This is a genomic window from Brevibacillus sp. 1238 (genome assembly GCF_029892995.1).
Taxonomy (GTDB): Bacteria; Bacillota; Bacilli; order Brevibacillales; family Brevibacillaceae; genus Brevibacillus; species Brevibacillus parabrevis.
The window spans coordinates 145,897-168,193 of record NZ_JARXWC010000002.1 but is presented as its reverse complement, the minus strand read 5'-3'; the positions used below and the strand labels follow the sequence as shown (position 1 = coordinate 168,193).

Sequence of the window (22,297 nt, the reverse complement as noted above, 5' to 3'; positions counted from 1 at the left end):
GCTTCATTTTTCATGACGCCAAATTTCTTGGCGTTTTTTCATTTTTTTTGCACAAGTGTGCCGATTTGTTTTGCACTTTTCTCCATAAACTACCTGCAAAAGTCGATTTGCTTGGGCCGTTTCATTTGGTATCATTCTTGCAGAGCATATATCGCGCCTGAAAACGCATTCATCGAATCAATATTTCTCGCGTGAAGGAGAGGGTTATATGACACCAAGCAGCAACGAACAGAACAATGAACTAAAACGCAGTATGAACAGTAGGCACCTCTTCATGATTTCTCTTGGAGGCGTAATCGGAACCGGACTGTTTCTCGGTTCAGGCTATACTCTCAGCCAGGCTGGCCCTATTGGTACGATCCTTTCTTTTCTGGTGGGCGGATTCATCATGTACCTCACCATGCTCTGCCTCGGCGAATTGACCGTCGCCATGCCTGTTGCCGGTTCGTTCCAGACCTACATGACCCGGTTCGTAAGTCCGTCCCTCGGTTTTGGAGTAGGTTGGCTGTACTGGCTCGGTTGGGCGGTAACGGTTGCCCTGGAGCTTTTGTCGTCCGGTCTGTTGATGCAACGTTGGTTTCCAGACTCGCCTGTCTGGATGTGGTGCGCCATCTTCGGTGTCCTTTTGTTCCTGTTGAATGCGCTTTCTGCTCGTGCGTTCGGTGAGTCCGAGTTTTGGTTTTCCAGCATTAAAGTAAGCGCTATCATCCTGTTTATCATTTTGGGTGGCGCGGCCATGTTCGGCTTGATCGACATGAAAAATGGACAACCTGCTCCGATGTTCTCCAACTTCACCAGCACCTCACTGCTTCCCCACGGAATTACCGGGTTGCTGATGACGATGATCACGGTGAACTTCTCCTTCCAGGGTACCGAATTGATCGGTATCGCGGCAGGCGAGAGCAAAGAACCGGAAAAAACGATTCCGAAATCGATTCGCGCTACAGTTTGGCGCACGCTCGTCTTCTTCATTTTGGCGATTGCGATTGTGGCAGGGATGATCCCTCACCAGCAAGCCGGCGTTATCGAAAGCCCGTTTGTCGTCGTATTCGACAGTATCGGAATCCCTTATGCGGCAGACATCATGAACTTCGTCGTATTGACTGCCCTGCTGTCCGTAGCAAACTCCGGCTTGTACGCCGCAACCCGGATGCTCTACTCCTTGTCCAACGAGAAAATGGCTTCCCGCAAACTGGCCATTGTAAACCGCAAAGGTATTCCGATGAATGCGCTCATGATTACCTTCGCGATCTCCTTGCTCTCGCTGTTGTCTGGCTTTTTCGCGGAAGATACCGTGTTTATGGTGCTTTTGTCTATCGCTGGTCTGGGGGCACAAGTGGGCTGGATCTCCATTTCGGCTTCGCAGCTCGCTTTCCGTCGCCATTATCTGAAAAACGGCGGCAAACTGGAAGACCTGAAATTCCGCACGCCTTGGTATCCGGTCCTTCCGTTGGTTTCGTTGATCTTGAACTTGACCGTTCTCGTGAGCCTGGCCTTCGATCCGGAGCAGCGAATTGCCCTTTACTGCGGGGTGCCGTTCATGATTATCGCGATCCTCATTTACCAATACCGCTTCAAAAACCGACTGGAGCCACAACCGAAAAACGATCTTGGCTCTTATCGCAAAGCGGACAACCTATAAGAAAGCAAAAAGAAAAGCTTGCACTCCCATTTACGGGAAGCAAGCTTTTCGCTTTATACGCAAACTTGTTTGGCCATGCTACAGAGAGATTCGCACGATTTCCGTTATGACTACCATGGCAAAAACGGCAAATCCAAGGGAACTCGTCACCAGCAACATCCGCTTCAATTTTTTCATATCTTCCATATAAAATTCCCTCACTTTCGTTAACGCCCAGCATTTCGTTTCCTACCGATATATACGCACAAGGAATGGTAAATGTTTCAATTTGCGCCCAACATTTTTTCGTGTTTTCTCGTCAAAAAGTTTACGGCTGCGCGATTTTTGTCAAATCGTTGCCGAGTTTGTACGTATCGCGCTCCATCAGGTGAAGCATCCAGGCAACGAGCAGCCCGACAACGATGCAGATCGTCCAGGGGAGCCACGTCGCTTCCAGCCTAAGCCCCACATCGTACACCCAGCCGCCTGCGATCTGGCCGAGCGAGCCTCCGATGGCGATCGAGTAGCCGTTGAAGCCGTAGTAAGCCCCTACCAAATCTTTTGGCGCAAAACGCGGAACGACGTCTACCAGATTGGGCACGGCGATCATCGTCCCCAGTGCGAACAGGAATACATCGATGAGCAACATCCACAGAGAATCGGCAAACGTAAACAGGAACAGTCCTGCCCCCATGACGAGGGTGCCGATCCCGATCAAGGTGAGCCTGTGCGGGTAGCCTTCCAGCCATTGCGTCACTTTCATTTGAAAAAGGATGACGAACAAAGACATGGCAGACAAAACAATTCCGACCGAAGTCTTGCTATGTGTCACATGCTCCACGAGCAGTGGTATCGTCAAAAATACTTGCATGTTCAAATAGTAGTAACCCATCAAAATCAAGGTAAAGCGCACAAAGCGCTTGTCCCGAATCACCGTGAACATGCTCTCCCAAATACTGTGCCGCGTGTTGGTAGCGCTGATCGGGGCCAGAAAAAAGAACGAGACGACCGCGTTCAAGGCAAAAACCGCTCCGGCAAACAGGGACAGGTAGGTAAAATCGACAGCCGACAGCGCTGTACCGACGATTTGCGAACCGACCACCGCAATATTTCCGAGCACATTGCGAAAGGCGAACACTTCTTTGCGGATAGAATCAGGGGTTAAAATCGCAAACGCCGCCGAGCCAGCCGGGTCAAACAACGCCCCACCCAAGCCTGACAAAATCGCTGCGATAAAAAAATGCCAAGTCTCGGTGCAAAAAGCAAACAGGGCAAAGCCGACAGCCCGCACTGCCATACCCAAAACCATCGCGCCCTTGTAGCCGAAGGCATCCGCAATGACTCCGCCCATAAACGCAAAGCCTTGCTGGGAAAATTGTCGCACACTAAGTACCAGACCGGCCATCGCCAGCGTCCATCCGATACTGCCTGTCAAATACAAGGTCAAATAAGGAATCAGGGCGTAAAAGCCGAGATTCATCATAAAGGATGTCGCCAACAGCAGTTTGACCGAAAACGGTGTTTCTCTCCACATTTCCCGCTTCATTCGATACCCTCGCTCTCCCGTTTGCTCTCATGATTTAGGGATATCCCCAGCTTAAAGAACAGGGTATAATTTGGGAAACGAACGTTTTTGTATATGGTTATCAAATATTTAGATAAGAGGGAAACACACGCTATGGACTTCGAACAACTGCGCGCTTTCTACACATTGGCACAGACCAAAAACTTCACCAAGGCTGCGGAGATGCTCCATCTTGTCCAGTCTACGGTGACGATGCGAATCAAGCAACTGGAAGAAAAAGTCGGAAAGCCTCTCTTCATCCGTGACAAGCGAAGTGTTGAAATTACCCAGGCAGGCTTGACGCTTTTGCCTTATGCCGAGCGCATACTCAAACTGTCCCACGAAGCGCTCAACGAAGTCGCTTCTCTCCAGCCCTACGAGGACTACTTGTCGATTGGCAGCCTGAACGCCATCTGGACCTCTACCCTCGAACCGATCTTGAAAGAGTACCATTGCCGCTATCCGCAAATTGCCATCAGCACCAGAACCGGGCATTCCTCGGACGTCATCCAGTATTTGCTCGACAACGTGATCCAGATCGGGATCGTGTACGTGCCGCCCTCCTTGCCGAACTTTGAAGTCATTCCTACCTGGGATGATGAAATCGTCCTGGTCTGCTGTCCAGAGAGCAGCGTCGCCCAAGCGACTCACGTGGATTCGCGCGAGCTTCGCAACCTGCCGCTGCTCTACATGAACTGGGGACCGCCTTTTAACGAATGGATCAGGCAAACATTGCCGCGCAACTACGTGCCCAAGCTGACTGTCGACAAGGCGGAGCTTGCCATCGATTTGATCAAGGAAGGGCTTGGCGTCAGCTTGCTCACCCGCTCTGCGGTCAAAGCAGAGCTGGCTGCCGGGACGCTGAAGGAACTGCCGATCACTGGCAACAAGCCGCCCAAGCGCTCAGCCTATATCGTCCTGCCGAAAGACAAAAAAAATAAACCCAGCGTAGAAAAATGGCTGAGTCTGATGAGTGAATTGGGATACTCAACAACGTAGCGCAACTAGCGCGATTGCGGTATGGGGCCGACGACGACATCTCGTCTCCCCAGCCTTTTTTCATAACCCCAGCGAACGCAGAAATACCAGCACATCGACAGGCAAAACCCGGTCAGCACATCGCTCAAAAAGTGCACGCCCAAGTACACGCGGCTCGCGGCAAGCAGCACAACGAAGACAAACACGACAGGCTGTACGTATGCCGACCAACTTTTTTCCTCGTACCAGCGGGCGATCAGCAAGGCGAGCATCAAGTAAAAGCCGGGCGCGATCATGGCGTGGCCGCTTGGGAAAGAAAACGAATCCGGCAGATCGATCAGATTGAAGCCAACTGGTCGAGGACGGGCAAAAATCAGCTTCAAAATCTCGTTGACGACTTCACTGACCCCGAGCGACAGCAGGATGACGACAGACTCAAGCCTGCGTTTTTTGAGGAAAAGGGCGACGATCAGCACGACGCCAAACGGCGCAAGGAAAGTCGCGTTCCCAAAGTGGGTAAGCAGCTGGAAAAAGCTCGTCAAGCCAGCGGAGCGAACAGCGGCTGCCAACGAAAAGGCTGCCTGATCCATCCCCGCTACCTGACCGGTTATGTATTGGCGAAACATCCATGCCCCCAGCACCGCGAACACGATGCCGCAAAAAATCAATCCTCTTTCTTTACTCGTTCCCATCCTGTTGTTCTCCTCTCTCTAGCAATGAACGCAGTGCCGTCAAAAAGCGCTGGTCATCTTCACGCGTACGGGCCGCAGGGCCGCGCGTTCTTCCTCCCCCGCGACGAAAGCGGGCTTTCTCGTTTCGCTCCTCCAAATGAAAAGCCATCCGTTCCGGTTCAAAAATCAGGCCATGCGGCGTCAGCGGCTGCGCACGCTTGCCAAGAATCAGAGCCGCCAGTCCAATATCTTGCGTCACGACGACATCATTCGGGCGGGTTTCATTGGCGAGCTTCATGTCGACCGCCTGCGGGCCGGCATCGACTGTCACGTGATGCTCGGAACCGATCTGATGATTGTAGCTGGCAAACGTGAGGCACTGCCACCCGAACTCCTTGCACAACTGTTGCGCGATCACCAGCGCCTGGCGCGGACAAGCATCGGCATCGATCAGGACGCGTCCTTTTTGCATCCAACCATTCCTTTCAAGCGCTTTTCTCTCCCCGATTCCGCTCATTTTTGGTATGATGGAACTGGAGAGGAGTGAACTTACCTTTGCGCAATTACTTTACTTTCGATGAACGTTTAGGCATTCGCCTTCCTGCATTGGATATGCAATGGGAGGAGTATTCACATACGGAACGTGCGGACATTTTGATGGAGTGGGAAGAAATTCGCGCAACCATCCCCGATCGGATTCACCGGGTGGAAGCTGTGATCATCGAGAAAACCAAGCAGATGTCCGAGGAGGAAAATTTCGCGCGCTCTTGTGAGCTGAACAGCGAAATTCATGAATTGGCGAGCGTCATTAATGATCTTAATATATGGTTTCGCGTCCAGCAAGATCATGACACCAAAATTCATCAATAATCCTCGAAACAACACGGCGAGGAACACATTCGAGACGTTTTTCCCACAAAAAAAGCTCTGTGGCTGCAAGAAGCCATGGAGCTTTTTTCCGTTTCGTTGTCTTTCGTCTACTTTGCCTTGTTCCGCTTGCGGCCGATTTCCAGCGCCATCAGCCCGGAGACGTGTGGAGCTGCCATCGAGGTGCCGTTCAGCTTTTTAAACTGGTTGCCCGGCCACGTCGATAAAATTTCCACACCAGGCGCTTTCGTATTCGCTCCCCTTCCGCGCGAGCTGAACGAAGCCAGCCTGCCCGACTGATCGATTGCGCTCACTCCGAGAACGCCTTTGTACTTGGCAGGGTACTCGACCTCTCCCCCGCTGTTTCCCGCCGAGGCTACCATGACGATGCCGTGCTCTTTCGCCTTTTCCACAGCTCGCGCCAACGCCTCGCTATATTGCGGCATGCCGAAGCTCATGTTGATCACGTCCATTTTGTTGGCAATCGACCAGTGCAATGCCTGCAAAATCGTCGACAGCGACGCTTTGCCCTCGTGGTCGAAGGCGCGTACGTCGTACAGATGCGCCTCGGGAGAGACACCGACGATTCCGCGCTGGTTCATCTCGGCCACAATGATTCCGGCTACATGCGTCCCATGTCCGTTTTGCTTGCCGCGCACAAAATGGACGCCCCCTTTGATCCGATCCTTCAAGTCAAAATGGTCGCGGGAAATCCCCGTATCAATGACCGCCACCTTCACCCCTTCGCCCCGGCCTTTTCGCCACAGCTTTTGCGCGCCGACATAGCGGACGCCCCACGGGATTTCGTCTTCGCCCTCTGTTTGTGTTACTGTTTGTGCTTGGGCATGGACGCTTACGGTCACATTCTCTTCCACCATGGCTTGATACCTGCGAAAATGCTCGCAGTGCTGCTCGTATATGTTGTCCTTGATGCACAGGCAAGCCCAGTCATCGAAGCATCGCCAAGGAAGTCTCTCTGTTTTGGTCATCACTTTTTTCTGCAAATCGCTCAGGATGTCGTGAAAGGACGTCTCCCGCTGAAAGCTGATGATTTTCAACCCACTAGCCTCCTGTCATGCACAGCGTTGCCACATCCTATGTCGTATCTGCCTCTGTCTGCTTGGGCATCTGCACACCGCCCGCCAAAATAGGCGATTCCCCCAGTCCATCTGTCCAAGCAAACAGATGCCTTCTCCCATATAACTGCTTAGGGCAGGCTCAAAGCCAATCTTGAGAGGAGAGAGTGCTGTATGGGTAAAAAGAAGGGCAAAGGCACAGGCGATCTCTTGAAAAAAATCAACAAGAAAAGCAAGAAAAAATGGAAAATGAGCGACATCAAGTCGTTGGCGAAAGGAATCACGAAAAAAGATTTGAAGGACGACAAGAAGCTCGGCGATCTGATTAAAAAAGTCAGCAAAGCCGTAGGCGTCAAACTGTCCGACAAACAAATCTCCAGTGTCAAAAAACAGGTTCATGAAAAGCTCGACTAAGGCGAGCGAAACAGCAAAAAGGGAGAGCAGTTACGCTCTCCCTTTTGCTATTGCCAACCTTTTTGCGGTCGGTGTGTTACCTCGTTAGTCGCAAGCGCAAGCAACGATTGTCAGCAATACGAACAACACCAGAATCAAAGCAAAATCGTCGAATCCTCCGTTGAACAGACTCATTCGCTTTCCCTCCTTTGTCAGCAACTAATCATAATGTATGTGCGAATAGCCAATCTTGATTGGACGCTCGCCCAGACATTGCCCATTTTTCAGGATAAGAGTGTAGCTGCTGTGAGGGAAAACCGCGTCAGATCAACTCGCGCGACGCTCGATTGGCTCCATCAGGCCATACTGTTTTTTCATAACCGACTGCCAAAAAGGAATCGTCCGCTGAATCATCGGCCCCGTCAAAACGGCAATGAGCACCGTTCCGATCGACACCGGGCCACCCAGCGCCGCCCCGGCAATCAACACTGTTACTTCGATAATCAGCCGAACCTTTTGAATGCTCCAGCCCAACCGCTCGTTCATGGCAAGCATGAAGCTGTCGCGCGGCCCTGCCCCCAGGCGCGGAGACAAGTACATGCCGATGCCGATGGTCATGACGACTACGCCGAGCAAAAACACCAGCAAGCGCAGCCAGAATGACTCGAACTCCGGCACGATGTTGAGCCATAAAATCAAGTCCAGGAAGCTTCCGAAGCAGATCATGTTCAGAAACATGCCAAAGGTCGGCTTGATTTTGGCTACCAGATAGGACGACAAAATGACCACTACGCCGACGATCTGCGACCAGATGCCAATGGTTAAACCAAATGTTTTTTGCAAGCCGATGTGAAACGTATCCCAGGGCGCCACCCCGAGATTCGCCTTGATCGCGAGCACGCAGCCGAATGCCCCGATGAACAATCCGAGCACAAACATGGCGTAGCGCACGGCAATCGACTTGCTGACCCGTGTACCGGACACCGTCGTTCACCTTTCCTCTCCCGTTGCCATTTTTCTCTCACTGAATGGTGAAGTCTCACATCCATGCGTTCATAATTTATTCATTATAACAAGGAAGATCGGTTTCTCCCACCGTTTTTCGCACTCGCTTCACTTCGACGCTGCCCAAGTCTTCGGCGAGCGTCGTCATGGGAAAGATCGCCTGCGCCTCTTTTAACAGATCATCCATGGAAAAGTCGCCGTCCTCATCCTCGTAGCGCGGACTGAAATGGGTCAGGCAAAGCGCTTTTACACCTGCACGCTTCGCCAGCTCAGCCGCTTCTTTCGCCGTGGAGTGTCCGCTGCGCACCGCCAGCTCCTTGTCGTGATCGGCATACGTGGCTTCGTGCACGAGCAAGTCGGCATTCGCCGCAAGCTCCTCGACGCTTTGGCACGGCTCCGTGTCGCCGCTGAAGACGATTTTGCGGCCTTGCTGCGGCGCTCCGACAAAATCTTTGCCATCCAGCACGCGACCGTCGGCAAGCGTCACCTGCTCGCCGCGCTTCAAGGCTCCGAAGAGCGGCCCGGACGGAACTCCCGCCTCTTTCGCTCGCTCGACGAGAAAAGCTCCCGGTTTGTCTTTTTCCAGGACGCCGTAGGCAAAAGACGTCACCCGATGGTTCGCTTTCCGGCACGAAACGACGACTTCCTCATCCTCGTAAATGACGCCTTCGCTGACCACTTTCAGCTCCAGCGGATATTGCAAATGCACCGGACTTACATCCATGATCGCCCGAAAATAGCGGTCAATCCCCGGCGGTCCGTAAAGCGTGAGCGGCGATGCTTCGCCATTGCGCAGCGAGCGGGAAGCGAGCAACCCGATCAAGCCGTACAAGTGGTCGCCATGCAAATGCGTAATGAAAATTTTGTCCAGCTGACTGATTTTCATGGGAGAGCGCAAAAGCTGATGCTGCGTACCTTCCCCACAGTCAAACAGCCACCATTTTCCTGCCTGCAAAAAGCGAAGCCCGATTCCGCTCACGTTGCGGCGCGTGGTGGGCGCTCCTGATCCCGTACCTAAAAATGTCACAATCACAATGATTGCCCCTCTCTTTGTGCAGAGCTTCCCGCAAGCGTGCCTGTCACCAGCTGTAGGCATTCACCCTTTTTTGTCTGGGCGCATACCTTACAACAAACAACAGCCTAGCAAGGAGGTACTCCTGATAATGAAACGATTTTTCGCGCTGGGGCTGGCTGCCTGTCTGGCTCTGATCGCCGTTTTGGCCGGCTGCTCCAGCACTCCTGAAAAAATAAGAATTGGCGAAGTAACCCGCTCGCTTTTTTACGCCCCCCAATACGTCGCGCTGGAAAAAGGCTTTTTCAAGGAAGAGGGGCTCGATGTGGAGCTTTCCACTATTCCCGGCGGCGACAAGGTCATGTCGGCGCTCTTGTCTGGCGGGATCGACGTAGCGCTCGTCGGCTCGGAGACGAGTATTTACGTCTCCCAGCAAGGAGCAGCAGACGTCGTCGTCAACTTCGCCCAGTTGACCCAGACGGACGGCACCTTCCTCGTCGCCCGCAACAAACCCGACCAGTTTTCGTTTGACCAGCTGAAAGGCAGCGTCTTCCTCGGTCAGCGCAAAGGAGGAATGCCGCAAATGGTCGGAGAGTATGTCCTGAAAAAACATCAAATCAATCCGCAGTCCGACCTGGAGCTGATTCAGAATATCGAATTTAAAAATATCGCTTCTTCTTTCGCTTCAGGCACAGGCGAGTACGTTCAACTGTTCGAACCGGAAGCGTCGCGGTTTGAGCAGGAAGGGATCGGGCATGTCGTCGCCTCCTTCGGCAAGGAAAGCGGCACCGTTCCCTACACCGTCTACATGACGAAGCAAAGCAATATCGACAGCAATGCGGCAACTATCCAAAAGTTTACCAATGCGATCTACAAAGGGCAACAGTGGGTTGCAAGCCACAGCGCCAAGGAGACGGCTGCGGTCATCGGCAAATATTTTGAACAGATCGATCCGACCATCCTGGAAAAAGCCGTGCAACGCTATCTGGAGCAAGGCTCTTACGCCACCGATCCGATCCTGGACGAAGCGGAATGGAATCAGCTGCAAGACATCATGGATGCCGCTGGCGAACTGAAACAACGGGCCGATTACAGCAAGCTGGTCAACACCACCTTCGCCAAACAATCCAAGGAAGGGAATTAATCCGTCATGAACCAGACTCCTTCTGCGCCAGCCAAGATTGAACTTTCCCACGTGACCCACCTCTATTTATCCACAACCAGGGCGTTCATGGCGGTCCAGGACATCAACCTGCGCGTGGAGGAAGGCGAGTTCATCTGTATGGTTGGCCCTAGTGGTTGTGGCAAGACGACATTGCTCTCGCTCATGGCGGGACTGGAATTGCCGACTGCGGGAAAAGTGTCCATTGATGGGACACCCGTTCGCGGAACTTCCCGCCAGGTCGGCTACATGCTTCAGCAAGATTACTTGTTCAACTGGCGCTCGATCGAAGACAACGTCTTTCTCGGCCTGGACATCCAGGGAATCCGCTCCAGGGAGACAGAGCAATACGCCTTGCATCTGCTCGATGAAATGGAGCTGTCTGACGTGCGCAAAGCTTCGCCCATGCAGCTGTCCGGCGGCATGAGGCAGCGTGTCGCGCTCGTTCGCACCCTGGCTTGCCAGCCTGACGTGCTGCTTTTAGACGAACCTTTTTCCGCACTGGACTACCAGACGAAGCTGAAACTGGAAGACTTGATCTTCTCGACGCTGCGCAGACACAAAAAAACCGCCATCCTGGTCACGCACGATTTGTCGGAGTCGATCGCCATGGGAGACCGCATCTACATCTTTTCGCGCAACCCTGGCCGCGTCAGCAGCGAAATCGCAATCCCGCCCGCCATCCGCGACTCCCTGCCCTTCGACGCCAGAAATCAGGATGGCTTCCAGGACCTGTTCCATCGCGTCTGGAAGGAGATGGAGGTAGTATCTGATGCAGCAAAAGGAAATTGAAAGCATCCATCGCCACTATTTGAAGCAGGAAGCAAAAAACCGCTACTGGGTGTTTTTCACCCAATGCATGCTGTTTCTGCTGTTTCTCGCCCTGTGGGAAGTGCTTGCGCGCACCAACACGATCAATGCGCTTATTTTCAGCTACCCGTCGAAAATTTGGGCGCAATTCTGGTCGCAGCTGCTCGACGGAAGCCTGCTGCCGCACGTCGGCATGACCGTCTGGGAGACGATTATCGGCTTTTTGCTCGGAACGTTGCTCGGGGCTGTGATCGCAACGCTCATCTGGTGGTCGCCCTTTCTCTCCCGCGTCCTCGATCCGTACCTGGTCATCGCCAACAGCATGCCAAAAGTCGCGCTCGGCCCTGTTTTCATCGTCGGCTTCGGCCCCGGACTCATGTCCGTCATCGCCATGGGCTGCGCGATCTCCATCATCATTACCACGATCAACGTCTACTCCGGCTTTCGCGAAGTCAACCAAAACTACGTCAAAGTCGTGCAGACGCTCGGCGGCAACAAACGGCACATTTTCCGCCTGGTCATCCTCCCCGCCACCTTCCCGACCTTGCTCGCCACGCTGAAAGTAAACGTCGGCCTCTCCTGGGTCGGAGTCATCGTCGGGGAGTTTCTCGTTTCCCAACAAGGCTTGGGCTATCTGATCATCTATGGATTTCAAGTGTTCAATTTTACCCTGGTCATGATGAGTCTCGCCATCATCGCGGTCGTCGCCACCTTGATGTACCAAGGCGTGGCGTTTTTGGAACGGCGGCTCACCAGCCAGTTTAAATAGATGCCTTTTCGCAACACAGCGCGACCATCGTCCGGGGATGGTCGCGCTGTGTTTTGACTGACAGACGTTTTGCGGTGCAAAAGCTGTGCTATACTTATGGTCAAAAAAGTCCAGAAAGCAGGAAAATCATTTATGGGTACATCAGATGTACAAGCTCCCGCTCTTACTTATCAGTTGATGACTATGTGCATGATCCGCGACGGCGACAGGGTACTTTTGCTCAATCGCCCCAGTTCCAAAGGCTTCCCCGGCTACATCGCCCCCGGTGGCAAGGTGGATTTTCCCGAGAGCCTGACGGAAGCGGCCATTCGCGAAGTGTATGAAGAAACAGGGCTTCGCGTCACAGACCTTGCCTTCAAGGGCGTGGATGAGTATGTCGTCCCGGCGACAGGCTTTCGCTACATCGTTTTCAACTATTTGGCAACCCGCTTTGAAGGCGAGCTGTTGACACATCCTCCCGAGGGAGAGCTGCATTGGATTTCGCTCGACGAGATTGACCAGGTGCCGATGCAACCGTGGTTTCGTCGTCGTTTCCCGCTCTTTTTCGAGCCGGGAACATTTGAAATCTCCATCGTCTGGGATGAAGAAAAACAAGAACCGATTGCCGAGAAAATCAAGCAGCTCGGGTAAGCCGTCCGGGACGTGCCGCCTGTTTACTTACTCCGGCGCTACGATCTCCACCTTGATCCGATCCGGGTCTTCGCAAAACAGCGCGTAATGTTCCGGGCCGCCCGCATGTGGATGGCGATCCTCGTAGAGCAGCGGCACGCCTCGCCGCCGCAGTTCCTCGCGAATCGACTCCACCTGCTCCCGGCTGCGCGCGTGAAAAGCGAGATGATTCAATCCGACGCGACAGCGGTGATACGGCACATCGCGAAACCGCTCCTCCGCCTGCACGAACACCAGATACGTGTTGCCATGCTTCCAACTGACCCCGCTCGCCCATTGCTGGTAGCGTTCATAGCCTAGCTGCTGCTCCAACAGCCAGCCCCAAAATTCCGCGGACCGCTTCAAATCTGTGACGTACAACTCGACATGATGCAGCATCGCCCAGCCTCCTTTGCCCCAGCTACCTGTCTTTTATCGTGAAAACACGTGAAAGCCGCTTCCTTGCTTCAAGCCTAAGCACAATTCTAATCGCTTTCCGGTCCGGCATAGCCTTTTTATCCGCATACGCATAGAAAAAACGCCCGACCAATCGCATGCCGGGCGTTATGTACGCGTCTCATCTTACTTCCAGAACTTCCACCAGCTCTTTTTCTCCGTCTGATCGCCAGCGTGGTTGCCTGCTTCCACTTTTTGCTTCGCTGCTTCTTCTGCTTCCAGCGCGCCAGGCACCCGTGCGAGGAAATGATCGACCATCGGCTTGTAGTTGTCCGGCAAATGATCCTGCATGTTGCGCAGCATCGCAATCGCCCGCTCCTTTTGGTCGGTAGCCAGCAAAGCGTTGGCGTAGTTGAAGCCCGCATACGGATACGGGAACTGCGGCGTCCAAAACTTTTCGCAAATCTGGATCAGCTGATAGACATAGCCTGCCTGGCCCAGCTCGCCCGTTACCGTCATGACCACTTCAAAGCGGTCTTTCGCCCCCTCGATGGCAATCGTGTACCACTTCATCGCGTTCAGGAGGTCGGTCTCGGTCAGAGCAAGACGCGCCAAGTGCAGCTGCGGTCTCCACGCTCCCTCCTTGACGGAGAGCGCTTCCAATCGGGTTCTCAGCTCCTCGCGCTTGCCATTTTGCAAAAAGCTTTCCACGTACATGTTCAGTCCGTTTTCCTGGTTCGGATCTTTGTGCAGTCCGGTATTCAGGATTTCGAACGCTTTGTCCTCTTCCCCTTCATACGCGTAAATTTTCGCCAGGTTGGTACAAGCCGTTCCCGACGCCGGGAATCGTTCCAGGCAATCGTTCAAAATCGTTTTCGCTCTCTCAAATTCTCTCGCCTGCATGTGAACGACTGCACGGAAAATGAGCGCGGACTCGATCGGCCCGTACAATTCGAGCAGCCTGTCCGCCGCAATCGCCGCTTGCTCGTGAAATTGCTCCTTCACCAACTCCATCGCGAAGTCACGAAGCTTTTCCTTTTGGTCCCAATACATATCCAGATTGTGCGGAATCACTTTTTTCTGATAGTCCTCTCTGGACATCTCGATCGTATGGCCAAATTCATTGGTAAACGTCACAAATTCAGACATGAAACAGCCTCGCTTTCATTTCCTTCACAATAGTATCAAGGGACAAGCCCTGTCTTGCAAAGAAGAACGATTTTCCCCAAAAGGAAAACCGCGATTGGTTATATCCAGGCTTTCAGGTTTACTTTACGGATAAAATCCTCCATTGATTCCTTCGCTGGTTCGTCATTTGCCTCATCTGCATCCGACATGCCCATCAGTTGCCTGAAGAGAGCCTCGTTGCGGGTAGCCAAAGCGTAATCAAGCAAGGCTTCCTGCGAGACGCGCTGCGCTTCCTCCTCCAGCAATTGTTCTTCCAGGGCGATGTCCTCTTCCACCACAGGAATGTGCTTATCTATTTTGGGTATGCGAATGACCCATGCAAACGCACTGTCCGGGTTGCGGTCGCGCGCGATCAAATACCCGTATTCGCCAATCGGCAAACCTTGCTCGAAGGAGTCGGCAACAATGACGACGCGTTGTCCAAGCTTGAACATGAGCGTCCACTCCCAATAAAGATTAATTCTAATCATACTAAATTGTATGTGTACTTGGGAAGAGAAAACCCTCGCGATGGGCAAAAGCACAAAAAGTTTGTTGCGTACACGAAAATAAGGTACACTTTACCTATACAGGCTTTTTTATGGATTACGGTTACGAGGTGTTCGCAAATGAATGAAATGTCTACAGGGTTTTCCCTGTTCATTGTTGGCTGGACGATTGTGCTTGTAGGACTGATGGGGATTGGCGGCTACTTCATGTTTCGCAAGTTCCTCAAGTCCATGCCCAAAAAGGACGGCAAGTCCGATCTCGACTGGCAGGACTATTACATCGACAAAACGCGCGCAATGTGGACGGAAGACGGCCTGGTGCTTCTCAACGAACTGGTCGACCCGGTTCCGCAGTTGTTCCGTGATGTAGCCAGACGTTCGATCGCAGCCAAAATCGGGCAGATCGCCCTTGAAGAGAAGGCGACCGTAATCACCACCGACCTGATCGTCAAAGGCTATATCGTGGCTACCCCCAAACGCGACCACAAATGGCTCATCGCCCATTTGCAATCCAAGCAGATTGACTACACGCCGTACGAAAAATATTTGAACGCGGAGGGCTAAACAGCTTGCACGCTCATGCCCGAAGGCTCGTTCTCTTCGCTTGAAACTTCTTGTCTTCCCGTCCGTAACATAACTTATACGGATAACCGGCCCGCGAAAACGCGTGAAGCTTGCACCACACCCTTTTCGCGAAAACCAGGTTGGACAAAAGGAGACGATGTTGATGTCAGTCATACTTACCATTTTGGCGATCGGTTTCGTGCTGTTCCTCGCCGCGATCATTATTGTGATCGTCCTGCTGAAAAAAGGAGCCAAATTCATCTGGAAAATGGGCGGACACGGCTATCGCAAGTACAGCAGCAGCGATTACCGACATCGCGGGCCGTTGTGGAAGTTCGGTCACAAGTCGTACGGACATCACTACTATCGTCGTCGCAAACACTCCAGCCACAGCGGTTTTTTCAGCAGTTGATCCTCTCGCCAAAAATCAGGGCAGCCCGACTTGTCTAAAGTCTGGCTGCCCTTTGTACGTTCTGCATAGCGTCTGCGGATGCTTGTTTGGATAGAGGCGGCGCATGCTTGGCTGAAAAACTGCCTTATCCCTGCCCGGCTGCTTCGTTTTCCGCCTTGGCAGCCGTCTTCTTTCCCGATACTCCACCGGACACGAGAAAAGCCATGACGTCCGCGCTGTCCATGTCCAGCGGTTGTACTTGCTCGCTTGGAAAAAGCAGCAGATTGCCAGCAAAGTTGTACGACTGCGGAAGGTAGACGGCGACGTGATCGGCAAGCCCGTATGTATCCATGCTTTCTTTTGTGATGAAGCCGATGACTTTCGCCCCAGTGTCTTTGGACAATGTGACCAAAACAGGTTTGTCGAAGCTTTTTTTATCCCCGACAAAGGCGCCGATCAAATCTTTGATCGAGGTGTAGATCAGCTTGATGAATGGCACTTTTTCAAACAGTCTGTCCACGATGGACAGCACCCCGCGAGTCAGCACATTCGACGCGAGAAATCCGACAACCGTAATCCCCACAATCGTGATCAGCACGCCTATGCCCGGGAAGTGCAGAGGGAAATTGTTGCGGGCCAGGTTGTAAAACCAGCTGTCGACCGTCGCAAAAATGTAGTACAAAATATAGATCGTCACAGCCAGTGGGATGACGTACAGCAATCCTTCCAAAAAGTAGCGGATAACACGCTTCATTCCGTTGCCCCTCTCTGCCAACACTTTTTAGAAATATTGTACCCCATCGGATAGCCATCTGCTATGATGAAGAAAAATCAGAAAGCAGGGTGAACGATGCAAGCACTTGTCACGCCACAATGGCTCCGCGATCATAGGAACGACGAACGAATTGTTATCGCCGATTGCCGCTTTGCCCTTTCCGCTTCCGAACAAGGAGCCGAAGAGTACGCAACAGACCACATCCCGGGAGCGCTCTATTTTCATCTGAATCGCGACTTGTCCGGCCCGAAACAGGAACACGGCGGACGCCATCCTCTTCCTGATCCGGCTGCCCTCGCCGCGCTCTTTTCCCAGGCTGGAATCGATGAGCACACAACCGTCATTGCTTACGACGACCAGGAAATGGCGATGGCGGGACGCCTTTGGTGGCTATTGCGCTACCTCGGTCACGATCGTGTCGCTGTGCTCGATGGCGGATACGCAGCCTGGAAAAAAGCTGGCTACGAAGTAACTGCGGAAGTGCCGACGCCGCAAGCACGTACTTTCGTCCCGCAACTGCGCCCGGACATGCTGGTCAGCGTCGAAGGCGTAAAAAATCGCGAGCCGGAAGCGGTGCTGCTCGACTCCCGCGCAGGCGAACGCTATCGCGGCGAGCAAGAGCCGCTCGATCCGAAAGCAGGACATATCCCCGGCGCCCGCCACTTCTTTTACAAGGACAACCTCCAAGCAGACATGACCATGCTACCAGCCGAGCAGCTTCGCAATCGCATCGCTGACTTCGCCGAACAAGAAATCATCGTCTACTGCGGCTCAGGCGTGACCGCTTGCTCCAACCTGCTCGCCCTGCACCAGGCTGGCCGCACAGATGCGAAACTGTACGCAGGAAGCTGGAGCGACTGGGTTTCGTACAGCGATAATCCGGTTGCTACGGGGGAAGAGTAAGAGTTTTACTAGGAAGACAGTTAGACGCGATAGTAGGGCTGTAACAGGTTAGCGGTATGCGGCCTGTTACGGCTTTTTTGGCGTTTTGGAGGCAGATGCTAAAACAGGAGATTCAGCAAAAATTAAAGGTGTAAGGGTGAAATTATGGAGACAAATTCTAAACCGCCCCAAACAAAATGGTATGCAGTCAAAGTCTTATTTGAATCGGTTCACTCTGGAGGTTCCGATCAGCCAAAAAATGAAGTCAATGCTGAGAACAACATGAAACTTTTTGAAGAAAGTATTATTCTCGCAAAAGATACGAATATGGAAAAGGCCATTGAAATTGCGGAAAAGTTTGCCAAAAAGGCTGAACATGAGTCTTTGAATAGCTTTGGTGAAACAGTTAAGCATCAGTTTGTAAGACAGCTGCATGCATTTGAGCTAAATGATGATGAAATCACGATTGGAACTGAAATTTATTCAAGATTTATCCATGTTGGTCAAGAGACTTCAGCTAGTGATGTCATCAAGCGCTATTACCCAGAAGTTTTAGATGAAGACGGCGATTCTGAGTAGAAAATGCAAAGCAGTAACCGTAACTCCTGTTAATATGGATTGCCTGAGCAACCAGCGTGAGACGGTGTTCGACCGTAGCGCGCTGGTTTTTTCTGGAAAACAAAGTCCGCGGGAGCTACAATTGCACTGGTCCTATCCCGTCAAGAATGACCGTGCCCGAAAGCCCCTTTCAGTTCAAGCAACCTTTTTGTTGCCTCCACCACCTCTTCCCGCTCTTGACCAGACAGCGATAATTGCTCTGCCTCCTGCATCAAAACCCGCGCGAGATTTATCTCGTCCATTGAGGCCGCGATATCGGCTCGCAGCACATAAGCTTTGTAGCGCAGGCTTGCCGAAGCTTCTTCTGCTTTTGAAAATACAAGATCCAGTACCTTGGCCGCCTCTGCGGGTTCGTCTTTGGCATACGCCAATCGATATGCCGTTTCGAACGCATTGGCAAACCTGGACGGCTGCGCCATCACGGTTTGCTCAGTTTGGACTGGCGCGGCAGATGCATGCTTCTGACCGATTAACAAGCGGTTTCCGGCAGGGTCGATGAGGTTAAATCGGCGGTCTTCCGCGAGATTATTCGGTTTGGTAATTCTCGGAAAACCTCTGGAAGGAACCTTGCCATACGCATTTTTCAAGTTTTCACAAAACTCTTTGTGCACGGCATCCACATCGCGGACGTGTACATAGCACATGCTGTACGAGTTGGATGGGTCCAATTGCTTCCATACAAAAAAATGCAATTCCACAATTCGGTGACGGACGCAAGCGTATAAGTTTGGCTTGGCTTGCCTGTAAGTCAGTTCAAAACCTAGCGCCTGATAAAACTCCAACTGTTCGTCTATCGATCTGCAAGGGAAAATAGGAATTGTTACGCTCTCCCGATTGGTTGACACGCTACCACCCTCCACGCCCAAAGAAATACTGTGCTAAGTGAAATCAATCGACCTCCTTAATCGTACTATATTTATGCAAATGGTAAGGTTTTGCGGAAGTCAGCCTTGTGCTGCAAGCAACATCCGTCGCGAAGTTTAAACATTGATTGAAGGTTTAAAGGAGGTGGGCTATACGCGTGCTGATTCCCGGGTTAGGGATCGCATTTTGTTCGCGAAGGGATGCCGCGCATCATACAAGGGGATAAGCTTGAGGTTTCTGAGGTTAATCAACAAAGCGCACATTGGCCTTCAGCCCGCGCGTCAAAAAGAGTGGTGGGTTCGCTTCTATCGTTCCTCTGACATTCGCAATTCGCATTGCGCCCGCACGATCATCCCCGCATGTTTGTTTAGGTACTATTCAAGCATTTGGTTTCATGGGAGAATAAGAAGCTGGAGCGACGGGCGTTCCAACGATCTGCCTGTCGCCAAAGACGCTACAACTGCCGAAGGAGTCACATCATGATCCGATTTATCCGCCTCCTGCTCCACTTCGGATACCAGGAGGCCATGTCTTGTCTGTTTCCCGTGTTCATCTTCGCCTCGCTCGCGATCTCCAAGTGCGTCGCCATCCCTGGCCTGCCCAGATACGACCTGCTTTTGCTGCTCTGTCTGGCCTTCCAGGTGTTCATGGTGAAAAGCGGACTGGAGTCGCGGGACGAGTTGAAGGTCATCACGGTTTTTCACCTGATCGGACTGTGCCTGGAAATTTACAAAGTGCACATGGGCTCGTGGAGCTATCCGGAAGAAGGGTACAGCAAAGTGTTTGGCGTCCCGCTCTACAGCGGATTCATGTACGCGAGCGTGGCGAGCTATTTGTGCCAGGCGTGGCGACGGCTGGACGTCAGTCTGACAAACTGGCCGCGGCCGTTTTTGGTCACTTCGCTCGGTGCGGCGATCTACTTGAATTTTTTCACCCATCATTACATCTGGGATCTTCGCTGGGTGCTGATGGTGCTCATGTTCGTCGTGTTCTGGCGCTCGAAGGTCTACTTCCGCGTCACCCATGAGCGTTTTTCCATGCCCGTCCCGCTCGGCTACTTTCTGATCGGCTTTTTCATCTGGATCGCAGAAAACATCGCCACGTTTTTCGGCGCCTGGGCGTACCCGAACCAGCGCTCAGGCTGGGAGCTGGTCCATCTGAGCAAAATCAGCTCGTGGTTTTTGCTCGTGATCGTCAGCTTCATCATTGTGGCGGAGTTGAAGCATGTGAAGGCTAGGCGGGGTGGCGGGAAGCCCGATCGCTAAAACGGGAAGCTCATAAGCGTAAATGGCAGTAACAAGCCCATGTTCATTTGGGCGACCGCAACTGCTCACCTGTTTTTTTATGAAAATGGCGAAATGTATGCTCAGAAAAAGACAACGACAACCTCGTTGTCTTTTGTCATGAAAGGCATGAAACTTTTCCTGCTGCTTTGTCTGTTCGGCGGTCCATCCGTCAAAAAGCTCCGCTTGCGGCAAAACGTCGATCAGGTTCCAAGCCATGAGCGTTCCCCGCCCCAGTTGACAGTTGATGAAGCCTCGTCCATTTTTGACCTGCGTCCACCTTGCAACAAAAAAACCCAAACCCCCGCTCGCCTGCCGCGTGCACAAGGTTTGGGTTTTGAACTGGCTTACTTCACCACATTTTCCAGCACGTTCTCGATCATTTGCCGATTGGCGATAACTCCCGTGTACAGCCAGCTGGACTCTGTGGAGAAATCGTAGACCTGCCCTTTTTGAACGGCAGGGATGTTCGCCCAAACCGGCTCCTTCAAAAATTCATCCTTGGAAGCGCCTTTGCTGTTCACGATGAACAAGTAGTCCGCATCCATCTGAGCCAGCTTCTCTTGAGACAGAGCGTTCCAGTTCGCGTCGCCGGATTTGGAAATCTCCTGGACGACGGCTGGCACCGTAAACCCGAGGTCTTTATACAGCACATCGCCACTGGACAAATCTTGGCGCGCTACATAAATGTTTTTGGATGTCACCCACAGGGCCGCAGCCGTTTTGTCGCCGATCGCCTGCTTGAGCTTTTGTTTCGATTCCGCGACGTAGGCATCGTAGTCCGCGAGCACTTTTTTCGCCTCTTCGCTCTTGTTCAACACTTCCCCCACGACCAGCAGCTCTTTGCGCCAATCGCTGTTTTTCTCTTTTCCGATCGTATATGTCGGCGATATTTTGGCGTACTGGCTGTACTTGTCTCCCGCTACGAGGTCTTCATTGTCCATGATGATCAGATCCGGATTGTAGCTCATGACCACTTCTGGCGGCAAATCATGCGGGATTGCCGGAATACCGGCCAAGTCTTTTTGCAAATATCCTTGAACATCGCCCTTCCCTACCGACCATTGGGCAACCGGCTTGACTCCGAGTGCCACCAGATGATCTTCCAGGTAGGTCGCAATAATGCGTTGCGGATGTGACGGCACCGTAACCTTGTTGCCCATGCCATCGGTCAACTCGCGCTGTGTCGCGCCAGTTTGCTCCTGCACGCTCCCTGTCTGTGGTGTCGGGCTGGCTGTACCGGAGCACGCGCTCACGAACAGTGCTAGACTGACCATGAAAAGAGTTGCCATGTGGCGCGTCGATTTTTTGTTCATGTGGATGCTCCCCCCAAAGCTTCGCTGATAACGATTATCGTTAACACTATAGCTTTCCCTATGCGCGTCCACAATACACAATCCGGGCTTTCCATATAGACGATCTGGACCTGGGGCATGTCCGGAAAAGCTGGTGGGTGTCATGCCCGTATGCTTTTTGAACAGCCGACTGAAATAGAGCACGTCGTGGTACCCGACAGAAGCCGCCACCTCTTGCATCGTCGCATCTGTCTGGGAAAGCAGTTCCTTCGCCTTTTCCATCCGTAGCGAGATCACATAGTCGATCGGGCTGTGGCCCGTCTCTTCCTTGACCAGTCGAGTCAAATATCTGGCACTGTAACAAAAATGCTCCGCGAGGCTCTCCAGCGAAATTCTCTCGGTATAATGCTCCTCCAAATAGCGAACGACCTGTTTGGCGAGCGGCTCTTGTTCTTGTTGAAACCCGTGCCGCAGAAGCTGCTGCATGACCTCATGGACGAATTGCAAAAACGTGCCTTTTGCCCGAAGCCGCTCCTGTGCTGCCCATTCGCGGGCCATCGTCGCGACGAGATGATACAGTTTGGTCGGCTCATGCGGCACGAGCGCATACGGCAGATGAAACGGCTCTTCCCCGCCATTGCTCAACAGAGCTTGGTCGACGGAGCGCGGCAGCATCATTTTGGCTTTGTACAAGATCAAATAAAAGACGAACAGCTCATCCGTCAGCTTCACGTCGAGCACCATTCCTTTGCCGCCGTGAAGCAACAAAAAGCGATCCGCCGCATATTCGCGTCCATCCAGCCGCACCGTAGCCTGTCCCTTGCAAGCGTATAAATAACTGGAGGCCGGAAGCCGGTAGCTGTTCCACGACTCTTGCGCCTGCAACACAAAATGCCGAACGTCGATCACCTGAACAGCCGCATGCGTCCAATGCGCGAACCAATCATGGATTTTCTTCTTTTCCTCTTCCTTCATCC

Annotated in this window: 26 protein-coding genes; 13 read left to right on the top strand and 13 right to left on the bottom strand. The window is 52.6% G+C overall.

Annotated elements, in window-relative coordinates:
• Positions 1-208 precede the first annotated feature (208 nt).
• Positions 209-1,642: an amino acid permease gene (locus M2298_RS04590; protein WP_122965771.1), complete on the top strand. Its 1,434-nt coding sequence runs from the start codon at positions 209-211 to the stop codon at positions 1,640-1,642.
• A gap of 307 nt (positions 1,643-1,949) precedes the next feature.
• On the opposite strand, the gene M2298_RS04585 is transcribed toward M2298_RS04590, so the two are convergent.
• Positions 1,950-3,167 carry an MDR family MFS transporter gene (locus tag M2298_RS04585; protein ID WP_173595728.1) on the bottom strand — a complete coding sequence of 406 codons (1,218 nt, stop codon included), beginning with the start codon at positions 3,165-3,167 and terminating at the stop codon, positions 1,950-1,952.
• Between the two features lie 132 nt (positions 3,168-3,299).
• Here M2298_RS04585 and M2298_RS04580 point away from each other — a divergent pair, with 132 nt between their 5' ends.
• Positions 3,300-4,184 carry a LysR family transcriptional regulator gene (locus M2298_RS04580; RefSeq protein WP_122965769.1) on the top strand — a complete coding sequence of 295 codons (885 nt, stop codon included), beginning with the start codon at positions 3,300-3,302 and terminating at the stop codon, positions 4,182-4,184.
• Between the two features lie 5 nt (positions 4,185-4,189).
• Here the strand turns inward: M2298_RS04580 and M2298_RS04575 are convergent, their stop codons facing one another.
• The gene (locus M2298_RS04575) at positions 4,190-4,855 is read right to left on the bottom strand and encodes a phosphatase PAP2 family protein (protein WP_122965768.1); all 666 of its coding nucleotides are present in this window, start codon (positions 4,853-4,855) and stop codon (positions 4,190-4,192) included.
• Positions 4,842-5,306 carry a YaiI/YqxD family protein gene (locus tag M2298_RS04570; RefSeq protein WP_122965767.1) on the bottom strand — a complete coding sequence of 155 codons (465 nt, stop codon included), beginning with the start codon at positions 5,304-5,306 and terminating at the stop codon, positions 4,842-4,844. Before M2298_RS04570 ends, M2298_RS04575 begins: the two co-directional genes overlap by 14 nt.
• 83 nt (positions 5,307-5,389) lie before the next feature.
• Here M2298_RS04570 and M2298_RS04565 point away from each other — a divergent pair, with 83 nt between their 5' ends.
• Positions 5,390-5,704 (top strand): hypothetical protein, encoded by a 315-nt coding sequence (locus M2298_RS04565; RefSeq protein ID WP_063230752.1) that lies wholly within the window; start codon positions 5,390-5,392, stop codon positions 5,702-5,704.
• 107 nt (positions 5,705-5,811) lie between these two features.
• Here the strand turns inward: M2298_RS04565 and M2298_RS04560 are convergent, their stop codons facing one another.
• The gene (locus M2298_RS04560) at positions 5,812-6,759 is read right to left on the bottom strand and encodes a S8 family peptidase (protein ID WP_280648273.1); all 948 of its coding nucleotides are present in this window, start codon (positions 6,757-6,759) and stop codon (positions 5,812-5,814) included.
• Positions 6,760-6,951: 192 nt separating this feature from the next.
• On the opposite strand from M2298_RS04560, the gene M2298_RS04555 reads away from it, so the two are divergent.
• Complete coding sequence (locus tag M2298_RS04555) at positions 6,952-7,191, top strand: stage VI sporulation protein F (protein WP_063230750.1); 240 nt, start codon at positions 6,952-6,954, stop codon at positions 7,189-7,191.
• Between the two features lie 84 nt (positions 7,192-7,275).
• Here M2298_RS04555 and M2298_RS04550 read toward each other — a convergent pair whose 3' ends face one another.
• The 3 genes from M2298_RS04550 to rnz form a co-directional block, all read right to left on the bottom strand.
• On the bottom strand, positions 7,276-7,365 hold the full coding sequence (locus tag M2298_RS04550) for a YjcZ family sporulation protein (protein ID WP_122965765.1): 90 nt from the start codon (positions 7,363-7,365) through the stop codon (positions 7,276-7,278).
• A 132-nt stretch (positions 7,366-7,497) separates the two neighbouring features.
• Positions 7,498-8,109, bottom strand: a complete 612-nt coding sequence (locus M2298_RS04545; RefSeq protein ID WP_217364905.1) for a YczE/YyaS/YitT family protein — start codon at positions 8,107-8,109, stop codon at positions 7,498-7,500.
• Positions 8,110-8,230: 121 nt separating this feature from the next.
• Positions 8,231-9,208 (bottom strand): ribonuclease Z, encoded by a 978-nt coding sequence (gene rnz, locus M2298_RS04540; RefSeq protein ID WP_242771845.1) that lies wholly within the window; start codon positions 9,206-9,208, stop codon positions 8,231-8,233.
• Between the two features lie 130 nt (positions 9,209-9,338).
• On the opposite strand from rnz, the gene M2298_RS04535 reads away from it, so the two are divergent.
• The 4 genes from M2298_RS04535 to M2298_RS04520 all read left to right on the top strand — a co-directional run bounded on the left by M2298_RS04535 (position 9,339) and on the right by M2298_RS04520 (position 12,558).
• Positions 9,339-10,331 (top strand): ABC transporter substrate-binding protein, encoded by a 993-nt coding sequence (locus tag M2298_RS04535; RefSeq protein WP_242771848.1) that lies wholly within the window; start codon positions 9,339-9,341, stop codon positions 10,329-10,331.
• 6 nt (positions 10,332-10,337) lie between these two features.
• Positions 10,338-11,141: an ABC transporter ATP-binding protein gene (locus tag M2298_RS04530; protein ID WP_122965762.1), complete on the top strand. Its 804-nt coding sequence runs from the start codon at positions 10,338-10,340 to the stop codon at positions 11,139-11,141.
• A complete protein-coding gene (locus M2298_RS04525) occupies positions 11,122-11,928 on the top strand; it encodes an ABC transporter permease (RefSeq protein WP_122965761.1) in 807 nt (268 codons plus the stop codon). The genes M2298_RS04530 and M2298_RS04525 overlap by 20 nt, the downstream gene beginning before the upstream one ends.
• A 132-nt stretch (positions 11,929-12,060) precedes the next feature.
• Entirely contained in the window at positions 12,061-12,558 is a 498-nt protein-coding gene (locus M2298_RS04520) for an 8-oxo-dGTP diphosphatase (protein WP_122965760.1), read from the top strand.
• A 27-nt stretch (positions 12,559-12,585) separates the two neighbouring features.
• Here the strand turns inward: M2298_RS04520 and M2298_RS04515 are convergent, their stop codons facing one another.
• The 3 genes from M2298_RS04515 to M2298_RS04505 all read right to left on the bottom strand — a co-directional run bounded on the left by M2298_RS04515 (position 12,586) and on the right by M2298_RS04505 (position 14,594).
• Positions 12,586-12,975, bottom strand: coding sequence for a VOC family protein (locus M2298_RS04515; protein WP_122965759.1), 390 nt, complete (start codon positions 12,973-12,975; stop codon positions 12,586-12,588).
• Positions 12,976-13,158: 183 nt separating this feature from the next.
• Positions 13,159-14,121, bottom strand: coding sequence for a tetratricopeptide repeat protein (locus M2298_RS04510; RefSeq protein WP_122965758.1), 963 nt, complete (start codon positions 14,119-14,121; stop codon positions 13,159-13,161).
• Between the two features lie 98 nt (positions 14,122-14,219).
• A complete protein-coding gene (locus tag M2298_RS04505; protein WP_122965757.1) occupies positions 14,220-14,594 on the bottom strand; it encodes an ATPase in 375 nt (124 codons plus the stop codon).
• Positions 14,595-14,768: 174 nt separating this feature from the next.
• Between M2298_RS04505 and M2298_RS04500 the strand changes: the two genes are divergently transcribed.
• The gene (locus M2298_RS04500) at positions 14,769-15,212 is read left to right on the top strand and encodes a DUF2621 domain-containing protein (RefSeq protein ID WP_122965756.1); all 444 of its coding nucleotides are present in this window, start codon (positions 14,769-14,771) and stop codon (positions 15,210-15,212) included.
• 163 nt (positions 15,213-15,375) lie between these two features.
• Positions 15,376-15,624, top strand: coding sequence for an OadG family protein (locus M2298_RS04495; protein WP_122965755.1), 249 nt, complete (start codon positions 15,376-15,378; stop codon positions 15,622-15,624).
• Between the two features lie 124 nt (positions 15,625-15,748).
• Here M2298_RS04495 and M2298_RS04490 read toward each other — a convergent pair whose 3' ends face one another.
• Positions 15,749-16,357 (bottom strand): DUF502 domain-containing protein, encoded by a 609-nt coding sequence (locus M2298_RS04490; protein WP_122965754.1) that lies wholly within the window; start codon positions 16,355-16,357, stop codon positions 15,749-15,751.
• 96 nt (positions 16,358-16,453) lie between these two features.
• On the opposite strand from M2298_RS04490, the gene M2298_RS04485 reads away from it, so the two are divergent.
• Both M2298_RS04485 and M2298_RS04480 read left to right on the top strand, forming a co-directional pair.
• A complete protein-coding gene (locus M2298_RS04485; protein ID WP_280648272.1) occupies positions 16,454-17,281 on the top strand; it encodes a sulfurtransferase in 828 nt (275 codons plus the stop codon).
• 144 nt (positions 17,282-17,425) lie between these two features.
• Complete coding sequence (locus M2298_RS04480; protein ID WP_280648271.1) at positions 17,426-17,839, top strand: DUF4288 domain-containing protein; 414 nt, start codon at positions 17,426-17,428, stop codon at positions 17,837-17,839.
• A 140-nt stretch (positions 17,840-17,979) separates the two neighbouring features.
• On the opposite strand, the gene M2298_RS04475 is transcribed toward M2298_RS04480, so the two are convergent.
• Positions 17,980-18,489, bottom strand: coding sequence for a hypothetical protein (locus M2298_RS04475; RefSeq protein ID WP_280648270.1), 510 nt, complete (start codon positions 18,487-18,489; stop codon positions 17,980-17,982).
• Between the two features lie 732 nt (positions 18,490-19,221).
• On the opposite strand from M2298_RS04475, the gene M2298_RS04470 reads away from it, so the two are divergent.
• Positions 19,222-20,007: a DUF817 domain-containing protein gene (locus M2298_RS04470; RefSeq protein WP_280648269.1), complete on the top strand. Its 786-nt coding sequence runs from the start codon at positions 19,222-19,224 to the stop codon at positions 20,005-20,007.
• Between the two features lie 365 nt (positions 20,008-20,372).
• Here M2298_RS04470 and M2298_RS04465 read toward each other — a convergent pair whose 3' ends face one another.
• Positions 20,373-22,295, bottom strand: coding sequence for an AraC family transcriptional regulator (locus M2298_RS04465; protein ID WP_173599187.1), 1,923 nt, complete (start codon positions 22,293-22,295; stop codon positions 20,373-20,375).
• Between the last annotated feature and the right edge of the window lie 2 nt (positions 22,296-22,297).